This is a genomic window from Clostridium sp. M62/1 (assembly GCF_020736365.1).
Taxonomy (GTDB): Bacteria; Bacillota; Clostridia; order Lachnospirales; family Lachnospiraceae; genus Otoolea; species Otoolea saccharolyticum_A.
Map to the genome: position 1 here is coordinate 226410 of NZ_CP085988.1, position 16947 is coordinate 243356.

Here is a 16947-nt window from a genome sequence, read left to right on the forward strand (position 1 = left end):
CAGTACCAAAATTCGCTTATCGCTCATTTTGCCCCTGCGGGAATCTTGTTGGGGAGTGCCTTCCCCAAACCCTGCCATGCGGCTTACGCCGCTTATCCCGCCGCAGCCATGCGGCAGTCGAAAGGAGGTTTTACCATGCGAAAACGATACAACACACCGCACCGCAGCCGGGTAGTCAAAACACGCATGACCGAGGAAGAATACGCCGAGTTTGCAGAAAGGCTTTCTGCCTACAACATGAGCCAAGCCGAGTTTATCCGGCAAGCCATAACCGGGGCAGCCATACGCCCCATCATAACCGTTTCTCCCGTCAATGATGAGCTGCTTGCCGCTGTTGGGAAGCTGACCGCCGAATACGGCAGGATCGGCGGCAACTTAAACCAGATAGCCCGGACGCTGAACGAGTGGCACAGCCCCTACCCGCAGCTTGCCGGGGAGGTACGGGCGGCGGTTTCCGACCTTGCTGCCCTAAAGTTTGAAGTCTTGCAGAAAGTGGGTGACGCTGTTGGCAACATTCAAACATATCAGCTCTAAAAATGCGGACTATGGCGCAGCGGAAGCCTACCTCACATTTGAGCATGACGAGTTTACCATGAAGCCCACCCTTGATGAAAACGGGCGGCTGATACCGAGGGAGGATTACCGCATTTCTTCCCTTAACTGCGGGGGCGAGGATTTCGCTGTTGCCTGTATGCGGGCTAATCTCCGCTATGAGAAAAACCAAAAACGGGAAGATGTGAAAAGCCACCACTATATCATCAGCTTTGACCCACGGGACGGGACAGACAACGGCTTGACCACAGACCGGGCGCAGGAACTGGGGGAACAGTTCTGCAAGGCACATTTCCCCGGACACCAAGCCCTAATCTGCACCCACCCGGACGGGCATAACCACAGCGGGAATATCCATGTGCATATCGTCATCAACTCCCTGCGGATTTACGAAGTCCCGCTTCTGCCCTACATGGACAGACCAGCCGACACAAGGGAGGGCTGCAAGCACCGCTGTACCAATGCCGCTATGGAATATTTCAAGAGTGAAGTCATGGAGATGTGCCACCGGGAGGGGCTTTACCAAATCGACCTCTTGAACGGCAGCAAGGAACGGATAACCGAACGGGAATACTGGGCGGCAAAGAAAGGGCAGCTTGCCCTTGATAAAGAGAACGCCGCCAGAGAAGCCGCCGGACAGCCGACCAAGCCCACCAAGTTTGAAACGGACAAGGCGAAGCTGCGCCGGACGATACGGCAGGCACTTTCCCAAGCTGCCAGCTTTGACGAGTTTTCTTCCCTTTTGCTGCGGGAGGGTGTGACCGTCAAGGAGAGCCGGGGGCGGCTTTCCTACCTCACGCCGGACAGGACGAAGCCTATCACAGCCCGGAAGCTGGGGGACGATTTTGACAAGGCTGCTGTCCTTGCCCTGCTTACGCAGAACGCCAACAGAGCCGCCGAACAGACCAAAGCCATACCCGAATACCCTGCCGCAGCTAAAAAGCCGTCACAAGGGGAAAAAACCGCAAAAACCACCCCGGCAGACAACACCTTGCAGCGCATGGTTGACCGGGAAGCCAAACGAGCCGAGGGCAAAGGCGTGGGCTATGACCGTTGGGCGGCAAAGCACAACCTAAAGCAGATGGCGGCTACCGTTACCGCCTATCAGCAGTACGGCTTTTCTTCCCCGGAGGAACTGGACGAAGCCTGTTCTGCCGCCTATGCCGCCATGCAGGAAAGCCTTGCAGAGCTGAAGCAGGTGGAAAAGACGCTGAACGGGAAAAAGGAGCTGCAACGACAGGTGCTTGCCTATTCCAAGACCCGCCCTGTCCGGGACGGGCTGAAACAGCAGAAAAACGCCAAAGCAAAAGCAGCCTACCGTCAGAAGTACGAAAGCGACTTTATCATAGCAGACGCAGCCGCCCGCTATTTCAGGGAGAACGGCATTTCCAAGCTGCCGAGCTATAAAGCCCTGCAAGCAGAGATTGAAACCCTTATCCAAGAGAAAAACAGCGGCTACAACGATTACCGGGCAAAACGGGAGGAATACCGCCGCTTACAGACTGTCAAGGGCAATATCGACCAGATTTTACACCGGGAGCGCAAGCCTGTGAAAAGGCAGGAACAGGAACGATAAAAACCGCCCCAAAATGTACCCGAACCTATACAGAACAAGGGGGCTGCCCCGTACCCTATCCGCAAATACCAAAGGATTTTTTGACGGGCTTATAGGGCAGAAAAACCCCGAAAATGATACCGAGATGATACAGAATTACCGCCGATACCGTCACACCAGCGGAAACGGCAGAAAGGAGCGCACCCATGCCAAGAATGAGCAAGAAACGGCGGCTGGAATGGTCTTTTTTCCTGCGGCAAGTGAAAGTCGGGAATTCCACCTGCGACCGTATCACATACAATGACCTCTGCCGGGGCTGTACCCATAGCTGCAAGCAGAGCTTCCGGGCGATTATCATACTCTGCCCCCACTACTACTCCAAACGCCGGAAAAAGGAGGACAGGGACAATGGCAGATAACCGCAAATATTACTACCTCAAGCTGAAAGAGAACTTTTTTGACAGCGACTCCATTGTGCTGCTGGAAGATATGAAAGACGGGATTTTATACTCCAATATCCTCTTGAAGCTGTACTTAAAATCGCTGAAAAACGGCGGGAAATTGCAGCTTGACGAGCATATCCCCTACACAGCGCAGATGATAGCGACACTGACCCGCCACCAGATAGGAACGGTTGAGAGGGCTTTGGAGATTTTCCGGCAGTTGGGGCTTGTGGAGCAGCTTGACAGCGGGGCTTTCTATATGACCGACATTGAGTTGATGATAGGACAGTCCTCTACCGAAGCCGAGCGAAAACGGGCTGCAAGGCTGGAAAACAAGGCACTTTTACCGCCCCGGACAAAAGGCGGACATTTGTCCGACATTCGTCCACCAGAGAAAGAGATAGAGTTAGAGAAAGAGATAGAGATAGAAAAAGAGAGAGAGGGAGAAACGGGACACCCCGCCCCCGCCGCTTATGGCAGATACAACAATGTGATACTGACCGATACAGAGCTTTCCGGGCTGAAAACAGAGCTGCCCGACAAGTGGGAGTATTATATTGACCGGCTTTCCTGCCATATCGCTTCCACTGGGAAGCAGTACCACAGCCATGCAGCCACCATTTACAAGTGGGCGCAGGAAGACGCTGCCAAAGGCAAGGCTGCCCCGAAACAGGGCATACCCGATTATTCATGCAAGGAGGGCGAGAGCTTATGAAAAACGAGATTGAAGCTATGATTACGGACATTACAGCCACTACCGCCGAAGCGGAGGACTACACAGGCGAGGACGGGCTTTTATACTGCGGCAAGTGCCATACGCCCAAAGAAGCCTACTTTGCAGAGGGAAAGACCTGTTTCGAGCGTGACCGCCACCCAACAGACTGCGACTGCCAGCGAGCAGCCCGTGAAAAGCAGCAAGCCGCCGAAAGCCGACAGAAGCACCTTGAAAAAGTGGAGGACTTGAAACGCCGGGGCTTTACCGACCCTGCTATGCGGAACTGGACATTTGAGCATGACAACGGCAGAAACCCACAGACCGAAACCGCCCGCTTTTATGTGGAGAGCTGGGAAACCATGCAGGCTGAAAATATCGGCTACCTGTTTTGGGGCGGCGTGGGGACAGGAAAAAGCTACCTTGCCGCCTGTATCGCCAACGCCCTTATGGAGAAAGAGGTTGCCGTCTGTATGACAAACTTTGCAACCATACTCAATGACCTTGCTGCCAGCTTTGATGGCAGGAACGAATATATTTCCCGCCTTTGCAGCTACCCCCTGCTGATACTTGATGATTTTGGTATGGAGCGAGGAACAGAATACGGGCTGGAACAGGTTTACAGCGTGATTGACAGCCGTTACCGAAGCGACAAGCCGCTGATCGCCACGACCAACCTCACGCTGGAGGAATTGCAGCACCCGCAGGACACGCCCCACGCCCGTATCTATGACAGGCTGACTTCCATGTGCGCCCCCGTCCGCTTCACGTGCAGCAACTTCCGAAAGGAAACCGCACAGGAAAAGCTGGAACGCTTAAAGCAACTGATGAAGCAGCGAAAGGAGAGCCTATGACAGAAACGAAACAGACAAGCACCACCAAAACAGACCGCCGCCCGGACTGTGTGACGGAAATCCGCATGGGCAACTCCGTCCTTACCGTTTCCGGCTTCTTCAAGCAGGGCGCAACCGATACCGCAGCCGACAAGATGATGAAAGTGCTGGAAGCGGAAGCTGCTACACAAAAAACGGCGATTTGACCGACCATAAAGAAGCAGATTTGACGCTTTTGCCGCTATACAGACCGCCGCCCCATGTGGTACAATCAAGGTACGGAATAGTGGGGCTGGCTGTCGGAAACGGAGGATTTTATGTTAAGACAGACCAACCAACAACCAATTACCGCCCTTTACCCAAGACTTTCCCATGAGGACGAGCTGCAAGGCGAGAGCAATTCCATTTCCAACCAAGAGTTACTATGTAAAGGGTGGTTTCTCCCACCTAATACATATGACTGCGGCTCATTTGTGGTGAATGGAACAGCAGTTGTAGGAAAGGAGTAGAATAATCCTTATAACCGCTGCAAATCAACACAAAAAGGAGCTGATTCTTATGAAATCTCTATTTGAGGAAATGGGCGGCACTTACCGTCAGGAGGGTGATTATCTTATCCCGAACCTTGCGCTGCCGGACGAACCAGAATACCAGATTGGCAAGTACGGGCGTATGCGCCGTAGCTATCTGAAAGAACATCGTCCGGTTCTCTATGCAAGCCTGCTCACAAGCGGAACGCTGCATCGGCACCTTGCCGAGATCGACCAAGCCTGTAACGAGCGTATGGCAATCATCGTTTCCGATATGGCAAGGCAGGAAGATGTGACCGAAGCGCTCAAAGCCGCCGACCAAATGGAATGGGTGCGCCGCATGAACAACATCCGCAGCCGCGCGGAGGAAATTGTTTTGACCGAGCTTGTATATGAATGACAAATGCCCGTTATTGGCTGCATGGCCGATAACGGGCATTATCTTTATTCTTTTGGTGCTATAAACTTGTATTTGCCCTTTCCAAAGCCGCTGACAGGCTCAATCAAATCCGCATTTTTCAGTTTTGTAATGAGATCCCCTGCGGCAGTAACAGAATCCTTTGCAATCGTACCTTGACTTGCGTTCAACTGGTCAATCGCAACCTCAATCGCAACATTTTCGCCCTCAATCGTAATCCTTCTCCTCAGTGCTGGCTACAAGTCGGTCAAAATCGCTCTGATACTGTCGATCCTGAATGACACGGTATTTCTCAAACTCGCTCTCGGCAAAGGCTTTTGCAATGGCTGCTGTCACTTTTCCTTTATGATGCAGCACTTCTTCCTCGTTAAACTGCAAAAACGCATCCAGCCGTGCGACCCAATCCCGCATATACATGATGTTTCCACGGCGCGCCTGTCGCTCGGCATAATCCAGATACATCGTGACGATTTCGTTCAGGCTTCCCATCTCAGTTTCATCCAGATAGTTTTTCGCTATCACAACATCGGATTTTCGGATTCTGCCGCTCGGTGCATTTTTCCATGTTGTAAGCCCCATATTCGGTTTCGTGCTGTCTGCCCGGTCATAGATGATCTCCGCTGCGGTGTGCTTTGTAATGGCGTAATGCAGTTTGTTTTGTACGGTGGCGAAAAACTCTTTTGTAACAGGACTGTCCACATCATAGTCTGCGCTGCATTGGGAGTATATGTCCGTGATTTTCTGATAAAAGCGCCGTTCACTGGAGCGAATGTCGCGGATGCGTTCCAGCTGTTCTTCAAAATAATCCTTCCCGAAGAAGTTCTGCGGCTCTTTCAGGCGCTCATCGTCCATGACATAGCCCTTGATAATGTACTCCTTCAGAATTCTGTTTGCCCAGATGCGGAACATGGTGGCTTTTTTGGAGTTCACCCGATAGCCGACTGCAATGATCGCGTCCAGATTATAGTACCGCGTGGGATAGTTTTTTCCGTCAGCCGCAGTTGTTTCCAAAACGGAAACAACTGAATCCTCCATCAATTCACCAGAGGTAAAGATATTCTTCAGGTGCTTTGAGATGGCAGCTTTCTGCACCTCAAACAGCTCCGCCATCTTTGCCTGCGTCAGCCATAAATTTTCCTGATATAGCAGGATTTCAACCTTGACATCGCCGTTGTCGGTTTTATAAAACAAAATTTCTCTTGTTTCATATGGAGTAAGTGCCATATTCTCATCCATTTTCCTCACCGTCCTGTCCCTTATTTTTCCCCCTGCTCTTATAGACATTATACTGATTCTTGCACCGGGCGCTGCAAAATGCGGAATTGGCCCGGCTGCCGAGGAACACCTTCTGGCAGTGCTTGCACAGCCGCAGCGGTTTTGCATCGTCCACCAGCATGAAGCTGAACATCATCTGGATACCCAGCAGCAGCGAATGAAAGTCCCAATAGATCGTCGGCTTCTCCAGCAGCTCAATATGATAACTGGGCGCAATGCCGCCGAAGGCAGCCATAGCCTTGCGGTAAAGATTTCTTGTATCCTCGTCAATATTGTCGTAGTCATTGTAGTACAGAATAGAGGTGGTCAGCGTGAACGCCCAATCCTTGAACTGCTGCGCTACCCAATCATACGGCTCAGCATACTCCCGCTGGAAGCTCATATTCTTTGCCATGGGTTCCTCCATGAAGGTCATGGTCAGGGCAATCATCATATTATCCCCGGAAACATTCCAACTGGATTCCACGCCCTTTTTCACCACATCCAGTTTGTCAAAGGGATAGAACAGGGCAAGGTAATCCTCTGTTGCCATGCTTTCTTCCTTGATGAAGTGATTCTTCGGCAGATAGACTGCCTCATAGTCCATAAATGACGGCGTGGTGGGCAGTGCCGTCATCAGCCCCAACAGACCGTAGTGGGTCACAAAAGTCAGAATTGCCTTTTCCACCTCGTCCTCCGGACTGCGGTTCATCATCAGCATCCCCACATTCAGTGCCTCCAGCACCATCTCGGAGGACTCCTTCAGCGGGTTATAGATGTCGGGCTTCGCCGTCTTTTCCGGTGTGATATAGCGTTTTCCGTCCTTGCCGGTCTTGATCTCATAGCGGTCATACCGCACCCAATGGGAACGGGACTGTGCAAACAGATTGTTCATGACGCTGTTCCTCTCAAATCGTAATCTATCTATATATTAACCATATTACCATTGTATCAACCGTCCTTGGTATCGTCAAGGACGGCTTTCTTTTTTCTCGGCTTTGTTTTGTTCTCCCGGCGGATCACGGCATCTTTGCCCATGGTTTGCAGCAGCGCTTCATATTCCTCTACGAACTCGCGCTCCCGCAGGGTAAGGCCATGATCGTTTTCCAGCTTTTCGCTCAGATGCTCATACATCCGCTTTTGCAGCTTTTTCTGAATGGTCATCCGCAGCTTTCGGATATTCCGGTCGGACTGCCCGCGGAGGGTAGCAAGCCGTGCGGTGCTGTATTGCTTGACAAACAGGTAGTACAGCACCTCCTTCTGCTCATCACTGAGGGTGAAAAAGAGCTTGGAGAGAAAACTGTTTGCTGTCAGCTCATGCAGCTCGTAGGGACAGGAGAAGATGATGTCAAGAAAATTTCCCTGACAGAGCTGACGGAACCTCGGCAGATTCATCCAGAGGGGAGCAATCTTCGGATCAGGCACAGCCTGAAACTCCAACGGAACATCCCCGCGCAGGTTTTCGTGGTCACGCTCTCGGCGTTCCCGATTTCTGTCCAGCTTGTTCCACTCGTCTACCACAGTCAGAAAATCGGATTCCGTCCGGGCTGCTTCCTCCAGCCGCCGCAGAGCCTCTGCACGAATTTCCCGCTTGAGCCGTTTTTCGCTGGTGGGTGCGGCTTCCTCTTCCTCGTCCTCCAGCTCGGCATGATAGTCTCTGGGATGCTCGTCCTGCTCCAGCTCGCTTTCCAGCTCCAGCGTGAGTTCCTCTGCAAGCGCTTCCTCCAGTGTCTCGTCCTCCGGCGCACCGTCAGAGGAATCCTCCCAATCGGCAAAGCCGTCCGCATCCATTTCAAGGCCGGTTTTCTCTATTTGCTCCTCGGCATCTTTTTCCTCCTCGGAAAAATCATCATCCCACAGCAGTTCATCCTCCCATGGCTCCACGACAGCTTCACCTCCCCGAAAAAATATTTTTCTTTTTTTCAAAAACAGTTCCGGTTTACACCCCGTATTTCTCCTATTAGTAGAGAAAGTAATCTTAGCACAAGTTACACAGGTTACTTTCCGAGCCATCAGCGAAGAAAAGGAGGATATGGAGCATGGAAAAGCAACCGAAAGACACGGTTGGCTTACAGCCAACGGAACCAAACACATTATATCAAAAACCAACCAATCACGCAAGGAGGATGCCTATGGAGCAGAACAAACGAGAACAGTTTATCATCCGCCGGATCGGCGGCACCACCTACAAGGTCAGAGTCGTGTTCAACGAAAGTGGCGGCGAGACCATGGAGGATAAAATTTTGCGGATTGTACGCAATGATATGGTTACAAACGACGGAACCTATGGTATAATGGAGACACCACAAATGAGCCGACAGTCTGAAAGGAGCGCATCATGAGCGTGAAACAGACTGAAAGCAAAATTACCGCTCTCTATGAGCGGCTGTCCCGCGACGATGACAACGCCGGGGATAGCAATTCCATCGTGAATCAGAAAAAATACCTCGAAAGCTATGCCCAGCAGAAAGGCTACACCAACTGCCGACACTATACGGACGACGGCTGGAGCGGCGGTAATTTCGAGCGCCCGGCATGGAAGCAGCTCATCGCAGATATTGAGGCAGGCAAAGTCGCCCATGTGATCGTCAAGGATATGAGCCGGGCGGGGCGTGACTATCTGCAAACCGGATTTTACACGGAGGTATTCTTCCGACAGCACGGCGTCCACTTTGTGGCCATCGCCAACAGCGTGGACAGCGATGACCAGAACAGCAACGAGTTTGCCCCCTTCCTCAACATCATGAACGAGTGGTATCTGCGCGACCTGAGCCGCAAGCAGAAAACCGCCATCCGCGTCAAGGGAGAATCCGGCAAGCCCACCACCAACTGTGCCATTTACGGTTACAAGAAAGACCCGGAGAACAAATACCATTGGCTGATCGACGAGGAAGCTGCCGCCGTGGTGCGCCGCATTTTCCGATTGACCATCGAGGGCAAAGGACCCTACGATATTGCCCGTATTCTCTTTGAGGATAAGGTGGAGACGCCCGCCGTGTACTTCGGCAAGCAGGGCAAGGGCATCTGGAAAAGCAAGGAGGAATTTTCCAACCCCTATAACTGGAGTGGCTATGTCGTGGGGCAGATTCTCACCAAGCCGGAGTATATGGGGCATACGGTGAATTTCCGCTCCCACAAGCAGTCCTACAAGGACAAAAACGCCGTGATGAATCCCAGGGAGGACTGGCTGATCTTTGAGGATACCCACGAGGCTATTGTGGACAGGGAAACATGGGAGCTTGCACAAAAGCTCCGCAAGACGCCCAAGCGCATCGACACGCTGGGTGAAGCGAATCCGCTGACTGGTCTTTTGTACTGCGCCGATTGCGGAGAAAAGATGTATAACCATCGCTCCAAAGGCGGCACGGAGAATAATCCCTATCCCTCCGACTTCTTCGATTGTTCCTCCTATACGCTGGCGCATCAGAAACGGACAAGTGCCTGTTTTGGTCACTACATCTCCACCAAGGCCCTGCGCACACTGATTCTGGACACCATCCGCACGGTCAGCACCTTTGCGATTTCCAATCAGGAGGTGTTTATGGAAAAGGTGCGCTCTGCCTCCCAGCTCCGGCAGACGGAAGCGGCCAAGGATGCCAAGCGGAAGCTGAGCAAGGACAAGAAACGCATTGCCGAGCTGGACACCATCATCAAAAAGCTCTATGAATCCTTTGCTGTCGGGCGCATTACCGATGAGCGCTTTGACAGTCTGCTGGCAGATTACGAAGCCGAGCAGAAAGCGCTGCAAGCCTCTGTCACAGAGGCGGAAGAAAGGCTGTCCGCTTTCACAGAGGACACCGCCCGTGTGGAGCAGTTTCTGGAGCTGGCAAGGAAGTACACCGATTTTTCCGAGCTGACCACGCCCATGATCAACGAATTTATTGAGAAAATCATCGTCCACGCCCCAGAGCGCATCGACGGCGACCGGGTGCAGGAGGTAGAAATTCACCTTCGCTTTATCGGGCAGTTCGAGTTACCCGCACCGGAGCTGACCGTGGAAGAAATCAAGCGGCAGGAACAGCTCAAGCGGCACCGCATCAAAAGCCGGGAGCGGTATCAGAAAATCAAGGCTGGAGAACACGCTGTCGGTCAGCCCTTCACGCTGACCTGCAAGTGCTGCGGGCAGGAATTTGCATCCAAGCGGACAAATACCCTGTTTTGCGGCCCCAACTGCCGTACAAAATTTTACCGGCAGGAGGCGGCGGAGAGCCGCAGCCGGGCGTGTATCTGCGAAAGCTGCGGCAAGGAGTTTATCACAACGAGGTCAAATGTGAAATATTGCAGTGACGATTGTCGGTATGCAGCACAGATCAAGCGGCAGAGCGCACGAAAGAAAGCCTTGCGAGAAGCTAAGAACGAGAAAGAAACGAAAACAGCATAAGAAAAGACGCAGACGGCGGCTTGCCCCAGATCGGGCAGGCCGCCGTTTTTGCGCAGAAATGGAGGTATCATGCGTATTTTTGAAATCGTAAAAGAAAATGTCAATCTGCGGGAGGCGGCAGAACTGTATGGGATCGATGTGAACCGATACGGCAAAGCCCTCTGCCCCTTTCACAACGACCGGAACCCCAGCCTGTATGTGGCGGACGATCACTATTATTGCTTCGCCTGTGGGGAGCACGGAGACGTAATCGACTTTGTAGGCAAGCTGTTTCAGCTTTCGCCCTATGATGCGGCGCGGAAGCTGATGGCAGATTTTCATCTCAGCCCGGACAAGCCGCCCAGCGCAGCGGCGCTCCACGCAAAACGCATCCGAACAGAAGCACAGCAGCTCATGGAAAACGAGCGGCTGTGCTTTTCTGTTCTGTCGGATTACGCCCGTGTGCTGCGGGATTGGAAGGTGCGGTATGCGCCGCAATCTCCTGACGTGCCTGTTCACGCACGGTTCATGGAAGCCTGTCACAAGCTCGACGAAACGGAATACTATCTGGATATTCTGTGCGTCGGGGATTCCCACGAACGTGCCGAAGTGATTCATCAGCAGATGGCGGACGGAAAGCTGGACAGGCTACGACGGAGATTAGAGAAAATTCACAAGGAGGAATTGGAAGATGGATATGACACCGCAGGCGTGGCCTGACTGGTACGACGGCAGACACATCAATGAGGTGCTGTTCTGCCAACAGTTTCTGGAGAAGCACCCCATGAAATGTGTGCGCGGGCGGCTGTTCACGGTAGACGGGCTGATTGAGGACGAGGGACAGATCGGCAATCTTATTCTGGAGGAAATCTCCGGCGTGCTGACCTCCGGCCTGTCCAAAGTCGTGACAAATCTGCTGGCCAGCATCAAGCTGCAAGCGTATTCGCCGCCGCTGCCCATTGAGACGGACCGCATCCATGTTGCCAACGGAACGTATTTCATGGACGGCAGCTTTACCGCCGACAAGAGCTACTGCAACAACCGGCTGACCGTCGCTTATAATCCAAACGCACCCGCCCCGAAAAAGTGGCTGCAATTCCTTTCCGAGCTGCTGCAACCGGAGGATATTCCCACCTTGCAGGAGTTTTTGGGTTACTGCCTGCTGCCGACCACCAAGGGGCAGAAAATGCTCATGCTCATCGGTAAGGGCGGCGAAGGCAAAAGCCGCATCGGGCTGGTCATGCGCTCGCTGCTGGGCGACAGCATGAATACCACCAGCATCCAGAAGGTGGAGAGCAACCGGTTCAGCCGTGCGGATTTGGAAAACAAGCTCCTGATGGTAGATGACGATATGGATATGAGCGCTCTGCCCAAGACCAACTATATCAAATCCATCGTGACCTCCGAGTGCAAGATGGATATGGAGCGCAAGGGTGTTCAGAGCTATCAAAGTCAACTCTATGTCCGCTTTCTCTGCTTCGGCAACGGTGCGCTGACCGCCCTGCACGACAAGTCCGACGGTTTCTTTCGCCGCCAGATCGTGCTGACCACCAAAGACCGGCCCGCAGGCAGAGCAGACGATCCGTTTCTGGTGGATAAGCTGCTGCGGGAAAAGGAGGGCATCTTCCTCTGGTGTCTGGAGGGGCTGCGCCGGCTGATCGGGAACAACTATCAGTTCAGCATTTCCGGCAAGGCAAGAGAGAATATGGAGACGGTCAAGCGCAGCAGCAACAATGTGATCGAGTTTCTGCAATCTGAGGGCTATATCCGCTTTCGGGCAGACAGCGAAGCCAGCTCCAAGGCGATCTATGAAGCCTACACGAGATGGTGCGATGACAATGCGCAGAAGCCCATGTCGGCCAACCGGGTCAGCTCTGAGCTTGCACAAAACGAGCGGCTTTACAATGTAGAGGCCACCAACAATGTCCATGTCGGCGGCAAGCGGGTGCGCGGGTTTATGGGCATTGAGGTGGTCAATCCGCTGCCGTATTGAAAATGAAGAGCGGACCTCAAAATTGCCGTACACGCCGTACACTCTGTACGGCTGTTTTTGATTCCATCCTAAAAAACCGCTTTTGCTTGTGCGCACCGTGGAGTATTTCACGGCAGCGTGTAAAATCTGCCGCTGAACCGACGGTTGGTACACAAAACCGGCGTACAGAAGCGTACAGAAGCGTACAGAAGGCGGGCTTGCCGTACCAAGCCGTACACCGGTGGCTCAATTTTGCAGTCCAAAAAACAATCCTTGTGAAATCCGTGAAGATTTTCGCCGCAAGCCGAACGCACTGCACCATCCGGTGATTTACCGAAGCGTGAAGCCGCTGCACCTGACGGCGGCATATTCTGCCGCTTCGTATGCTCTCACACAGAACGATGAAGCCGATAGGGTGTTGTTATGAACAGGGCATCACGGACGGAAATCTGAGTTGATTTGCGGAACGGCAGATTTTTCACCGCAAAGCGCACACAGTTCACTTACTCAAAAACCAATATCACGAAAATATGGAGGTAAAAAGTTGATGAAATCCAATCTGAGAAATGAGATCAAGTCGTACATCGTCCGTCAGGGCATGACCATGCAGGAGGTGGTTGATCTGCTGCGGGACGAACACGGCTGGTCTGACAGTGTATCCAACCTGTCTAATAAGCTCCAGCGGGAATCCCTGCGCTATGTCGAAGCCGTCCAGCTTGCCGATGCGCTGGGTTTCGAGATCGTCTGGCAGAGGCGGAAGTGAGGAGGATTTTTCACATGACAGATGCAGAAAAGAAGCTGTTGCAGGCGCAGCACCGATTGGAGGAAGCGCAGGCACGGGATCGTGTCAAGGAGCGCAAAGCCAGAACACGCAGGCTCATTCAGGAGGGTGCGATTCTGGAAAAGGTGCTGCCAGAGGTGCGCACGATGGAACCGTCTGTGCTGGAGGGGTATCTTTCACGGAAGCTGGGAAAACAAATCTAAATTTCAGATGGGAGGTCTCCGGAAAAACGGGGGCCTTCCTCTTTTTTCTCCCGAAGGGCGCACTTACTCACCACCCCGAAGGGGCAGTGGTACTTGCCGTTGGCAAGCCGTGCGCTCTGCGAGGCAGATGCGGCTTCTGCGGAAGCCTCCAGACAATGCCACAGCTCCTGCGAGTGCTGCTGTCATCGTCTGCGCGATTGGGCAAATACCGTCGCTTCAACCGACGCTATTTTCCAACCGCCTGCGCAAACCTGCCACCGGCAGCTTTGCCGCAGAAATGGACAGGCGTTCAGCCCGTCCATTTTCTCTTTTACAAAAGAGAAACAGAAAAAAGAAAACGAGGTGAACGAACAATGGCAATTTACCATCTGGAAGCGAAGGTGGTCAGCCGGGGTGCGGGACGCTCCGCTGTGGCCGCCTCCGCTTATCTGAGCTGCTCCCGCTTGTATAACGATTACGACGGGATACAGCATGACTACACAAAAAAACAGGGACTTGTCTGGCAGGAAGTGTTTCTGCCGGAATATGCCCCGCAGGAATGGCAAGATCGTGAAAAGCTCTGGAACGCCGTGGAGGAAGTGGAGACAGCCAAAGACAGCCGTTTGGCACGGGAATTTGTCGTTGCCTTGCCCATAGAGCTGAACCGTGAGGAGCAGATTGAGTTGCTGCAAGAATTTATCCGGGAGCAGTTTGTGGCCGATGGAATGTGCGCCGACGCAGCCATCCACGACACCGACGGTCGCAACCCTCATGCCCACATTCTCTTGACGGTGCGCCCGTTGGATGAGCAGGGACACTGGCAGTACAAGACCGAGAAGGAATATCTCTGCATGAGAAACGGTGAGGAACGAGGTTTTACTGCCGCTGAGTTTAAGGCGGCACAGAACGAGCGATGGGAGAAACAATATCCCTACAAGGTCGGCAAAAAGAAGGTGTATATGGTTCCTTCCGAGGCCGATGCGCAGGGGCTTGCCCGTGCAGATAAGCACCCCAAAAGCACCCGCTACGGCAGACAGAATCCTATCTCCGAGCGCTGGAACAGTGAGGAGCAGCTTGCGGCATGGCGGGCGGTATGGGCAGATGTGTCCAACCGCTGTCTGGAACGCGCCGGGCACGAGGAACGCATTGACCACCGCAGCCATGCAGACCGAGGTTTGACCGAGCAGCCTACCATTCACGAGGGAGTGGTTGCCCGTGCATTGGAGAAGAAGGGTATCATCTCTGACCGCTGTGAAATCAACCGCCAGATCAAGGCTGACAATGCGTTGCTCCGGGAATTGAAAGCGACGGTCAAAAAGCTGATGCAGACAGTGAAGAACAGCGTTCCTGCCATAGCGGAGGCAATGGAAAAGTTGCGAGGCAGTATGCTGATTTTCAGTTATCAGCTTCGTCATATCGGCATTGGCAAGCACAACATCGGTAGGCGTGTCAAGGCAATCAAGCCAGAGTTAGAGCGATATACGGGCTTGGTGCAGCAGATCAAGGCGAAAAGCAAGGAATGTAAAAATCTGCTTGCGGAGAAAAAAGAAACGCCGTTTTATCAGATACCCAAGCTGCATGACCTTTCCCGCCGTATCGCAGAGCTGACTGAAGAATTGGAGGAACTGAATACCGAGAAAGAAATGCTGCTCCGTTCTCTGGACTGCGCCGATGATACCGGTATTTCTTCTGTAAAGAAGGATATTGCCGCAATGGAAAGTGCGCTGAAAAAACTGGAAGCGCAGGAGGCAAAGTATTCTGCTGAACTGGATGCCGCACTGAAGGAATACAGCGGATTGAAGGAACAGGCTTCAGAATTTGACGCCGGTGAGCTGATGGAGGCACGGCTTTCCATCCGTGGGGAAAAAGAACGCTCTGCGGTTACTCGTGTGCAGGACGCCTACGGCGAGAAATACGATTCGCTGATGATGTTTGACAGCAAGCGAGATGTTGCAAATCTGCTCCATGAGGAAGCGGAAGCACACTCCGTCCGGGAGCGCCTGCGACAGAAACAACAGACAAAGACGCAACGGCAAAGGAAACCCAAACACTACGAACAGGAACGGTGAATCCCGTTCCTGTTCAGTATTGTAAAACAGCATGGCGGCGTCCTCCCGTGGGCCGCCATGCCTTTAACTGCTGGGAATGACAGAAAGAAAGCAGCGGCCTTGATTTCTCAAAACCGCCACCAGTGAATATAAATTAAGCGTGAAAATGGGTCTGCCCAGCAGCGGTTTTTTTCTTTTCTGCCGCTGGGCAGATGTTTTTTCTTTAGATACATGATAAGAGGAATTTTTGAAGATTAAATGTGTTACTCCACTACGAACGGAATTCCATACTCCTTGGCAAAGGATTCAATATAGCTGTCTGCCGGACCGTAGATGGTGAGGTTGTCGCAACCGTCAAAATTTTCTTCGTCATCAATACTGGTTAGTGCATCTGTAAAGTGGAGTTCCATTAACCGGCAGCAGTTGGTAAATGTACCAATACCTACTAATTCCTGCACATTCTCGCCGAGAATGACTTGACGCAGGTTAGAGCAATTCCCAAAAGTCAGTCCTCTGAATACGGTTACACCCTCACAGATTACAAGTTCCACTGATTCATTGTTCGTAAATACTTCTTCTAATTCTTTTACGCTTTCCGGGATCAATACCGCACGCACAGGGTTATTGTTGGCAAAAACGTAATCATAGAAACCCGTAACCGGCTTGCCCTCAATCTCTTCAGGGATGACAACAACGGTATCGCTGCCCGTATAGCTTCTGATTTTGATACCATCATCCTCTACATCATAGGTGAAGTCTTCTGCCGGAGCGACTGCATGGTTGCGAAGCATTTCTTCGGTGATTGGGGAATTAGGGTCAACCTTGGTGTTCTGCGTCTTGTGATCTTCCTCTTCTGCGGTCACAGTGTTGTCCGTACTGCCGGTCGTGCCATCCGTGGCCTTGCCGCCGCAGGCCGTCATACCCAGCACCAGAACAAGTGCCAGAAACAGCGCTGGAAGCTTCTTATTCATTTTGCTCATGATATTTTCTCCTTTTTGGGATAAGTTTTAAAAAATCAGGAAACACCGCAAATAGAGCCAGAAAACGTTCGATCCAATTACATCTTCCGAAATTCTTGCACCTCCGTTCCAAAGTAACCGGATAAATAATAACGCCAGCTGAAAATAGTTTTATCGGGATCATTCATTAAATATTCCCAGTATAGGCTCCAAATTACCCACGACGCTTCTTCCGATTCGTTGCGTTTGTTAATGCAGATTACGCACAACATGCATTAGATTTGCAACTTCCATATCCGCTCTCAGATACGCATCCGTCATAAGTGCAGGCAAATCTCTGTAGCACTG

General features: G+C 52.3%; 18 protein-coding genes. 14 read left to right on the forward strand and 4 right to left on the reverse strand.

All coding sequences use genetic code 11. The annotated features are described in order from the left end of the window. Positions 1-135: 135 nt before the first annotated feature. The 7 genes from LK436_RS01245 to LK436_RS01275 all read left to right on the forward strand — a co-directional run bounded on the left by LK436_RS01245 (position 136) and on the right by LK436_RS01275 (position 5025). Positions 136-534, forward strand: a complete 399-nt coding sequence (locus LK436_RS01245; protein ID WP_002569238.1) for a plasmid mobilization protein — start codon at positions 136-138, stop codon at positions 532-534. Further along, positions 506-2128 carry a relaxase/mobilization nuclease domain-containing protein gene (locus LK436_RS01250; RefSeq protein WP_154251100.1) on the forward strand — a complete coding sequence of 541 codons (1623 nt, stop codon included), beginning with the start codon at positions 506-508 and terminating at the stop codon, positions 2126-2128. Before LK436_RS01245 ends, LK436_RS01250 begins: the two co-directional genes overlap by 29 nt. Positions 2129-2313: 185 nt before the next feature. Then, on the forward strand, positions 2314-2526 hold the full coding sequence (locus LK436_RS01255) for a hypothetical protein (RefSeq protein WP_039891482.1): 213 nt from the start codon (positions 2314-2316) through the stop codon (positions 2524-2526). Further along, positions 2516-3265, forward strand: coding sequence for a phage replisome organizer N-terminal domain-containing protein (locus tag LK436_RS01260; RefSeq protein WP_008394427.1), 750 nt, complete (start codon positions 2516-2518; stop codon positions 3263-3265). The genes LK436_RS01255 and LK436_RS01260 overlap by 11 nt, the downstream gene beginning before the upstream one ends. Beyond that, a complete protein-coding gene (locus LK436_RS01265; RefSeq protein WP_008394429.1) occupies positions 3262-4116 on the forward strand; it encodes an ATP-binding protein in 855 nt (284 codons plus the stop codon). The genes LK436_RS01260 and LK436_RS01265 overlap by 4 nt, the downstream gene beginning before the upstream one ends. Then, positions 4113-4301 (forward strand): transposon-encoded TnpW family protein, encoded by a 189-nt coding sequence (locus LK436_RS01270; protein WP_002569233.1) that lies wholly within the window; start codon positions 4113-4115, stop codon positions 4299-4301. The genes LK436_RS01265 and LK436_RS01270 overlap by 4 nt, the downstream gene beginning before the upstream one ends. A gap of 352 nt (positions 4302-4653) precedes the next feature. Next, positions 4654-5025, forward strand: coding sequence for a TnpV protein (locus tag LK436_RS01275; RefSeq protein ID WP_008394440.1), 372 nt, complete (start codon positions 4654-4656; stop codon positions 5023-5025). Positions 5026-5250: 225 nt separating this feature from the next. On the opposite strand, the gene LK436_RS01280 is transcribed toward LK436_RS01275, so the two are convergent. From LK436_RS01280 to LK436_RS01290, 3 genes are read right to left on the reverse strand one after another with little or no spacing between them, the layout of a single operon-like run. Beyond that, positions 5251-6279 carry a virulence RhuM family protein gene (locus LK436_RS01280; RefSeq protein WP_008394443.1) on the reverse strand — a complete coding sequence of 343 codons (1029 nt, stop codon included), beginning with the start codon at positions 6277-6279 and terminating at the stop codon, positions 5251-5253. Then, complete coding sequence (locus LK436_RS01285; RefSeq protein ID WP_008394444.1) at positions 6272-7192, reverse strand: hypothetical protein; 921 nt, start codon at positions 7190-7192, stop codon at positions 6272-6274. Before LK436_RS01285 ends, LK436_RS01280 begins: the two co-directional genes overlap by 8 nt. 56 nt (positions 7193-7248) lie before the next feature. Next, entirely contained in the window at positions 7249-8181 is a 933-nt protein-coding gene (locus tag LK436_RS01290; RefSeq protein ID WP_044930407.1) for a hypothetical protein, read from the reverse strand. A 248-nt stretch (positions 8182-8429) separates the two neighbouring features. On the opposite strand from LK436_RS01290, the gene LK436_RS01295 reads away from it, so the two are divergent. The 7 genes from LK436_RS01295 to mobQ all read left to right on the forward strand — a co-directional run bounded on the left by LK436_RS01295 (position 8430) and on the right by mobQ (position 15661). Further along, positions 8430-8639, forward strand: coding sequence for a transposon-encoded TnpW family protein (locus LK436_RS01295; RefSeq protein ID WP_044930409.1), 210 nt, complete (start codon positions 8430-8432; stop codon positions 8637-8639). Continuing rightward, on the forward strand, positions 8636-10678 hold the full coding sequence (locus LK436_RS01300; RefSeq protein ID WP_008394450.1) for a recombinase family protein: 2043 nt from the start codon (positions 8636-8638) through the stop codon (positions 10676-10678). The genes LK436_RS01295 and LK436_RS01300 overlap by 4 nt, the downstream gene beginning before the upstream one ends. A 69-nt stretch (positions 10679-10747) precedes the next feature. Further along, on the forward strand, positions 10748-11377 hold the full coding sequence (locus LK436_RS01305) for a CHC2 zinc finger domain-containing protein (protein ID WP_008394451.1): 630 nt from the start codon (positions 10748-10750) through the stop codon (positions 11375-11377). Further along, positions 11349-12650, forward strand: a complete 1302-nt coding sequence (locus LK436_RS01310) for a DNA primase family protein (RefSeq protein WP_044930247.1) — start codon at positions 11349-11351, stop codon at positions 12648-12650. The genes LK436_RS01305 and LK436_RS01310 overlap by 29 nt, the downstream gene beginning before the upstream one ends. A 526-nt stretch (positions 12651-13176) precedes the next feature. Then, positions 13177-13392 carry a DUF6471 domain-containing protein gene (locus LK436_RS01315; protein WP_008394454.1) on the forward strand — a complete coding sequence of 72 codons (216 nt, stop codon included), beginning with the start codon at positions 13177-13179 and terminating at the stop codon, positions 13390-13392. 14 nt (positions 13393-13406) lie between these two features. Continuing rightward, complete coding sequence (locus tag LK436_RS01320) at positions 13407-13613, forward strand: DUF3847 domain-containing protein (protein WP_008394456.1); 207 nt, start codon at positions 13407-13409, stop codon at positions 13611-13613. Positions 13614-13966: 353 nt separating this feature from the next. Further along, positions 13967-15661: a MobQ family relaxase gene (mobQ, locus tag LK436_RS01325; RefSeq protein ID WP_008394457.1), complete on the forward strand. Its 1695-nt coding sequence runs from the start codon at positions 13967-13969 to the stop codon at positions 15659-15661. Positions 15662-15903: 242 nt separating this feature from the next. Here mobQ and LK436_RS01330 read toward each other — a convergent pair whose 3' ends face one another. Further along, positions 15904-16620: a leucine-rich repeat protein gene (locus tag LK436_RS01330; protein WP_008394460.1), complete on the reverse strand. Its 717-nt coding sequence runs from the start codon at positions 16618-16620 to the stop codon at positions 15904-15906. Between the last annotated feature and the right edge of the window lie 327 nt (positions 16621-16947).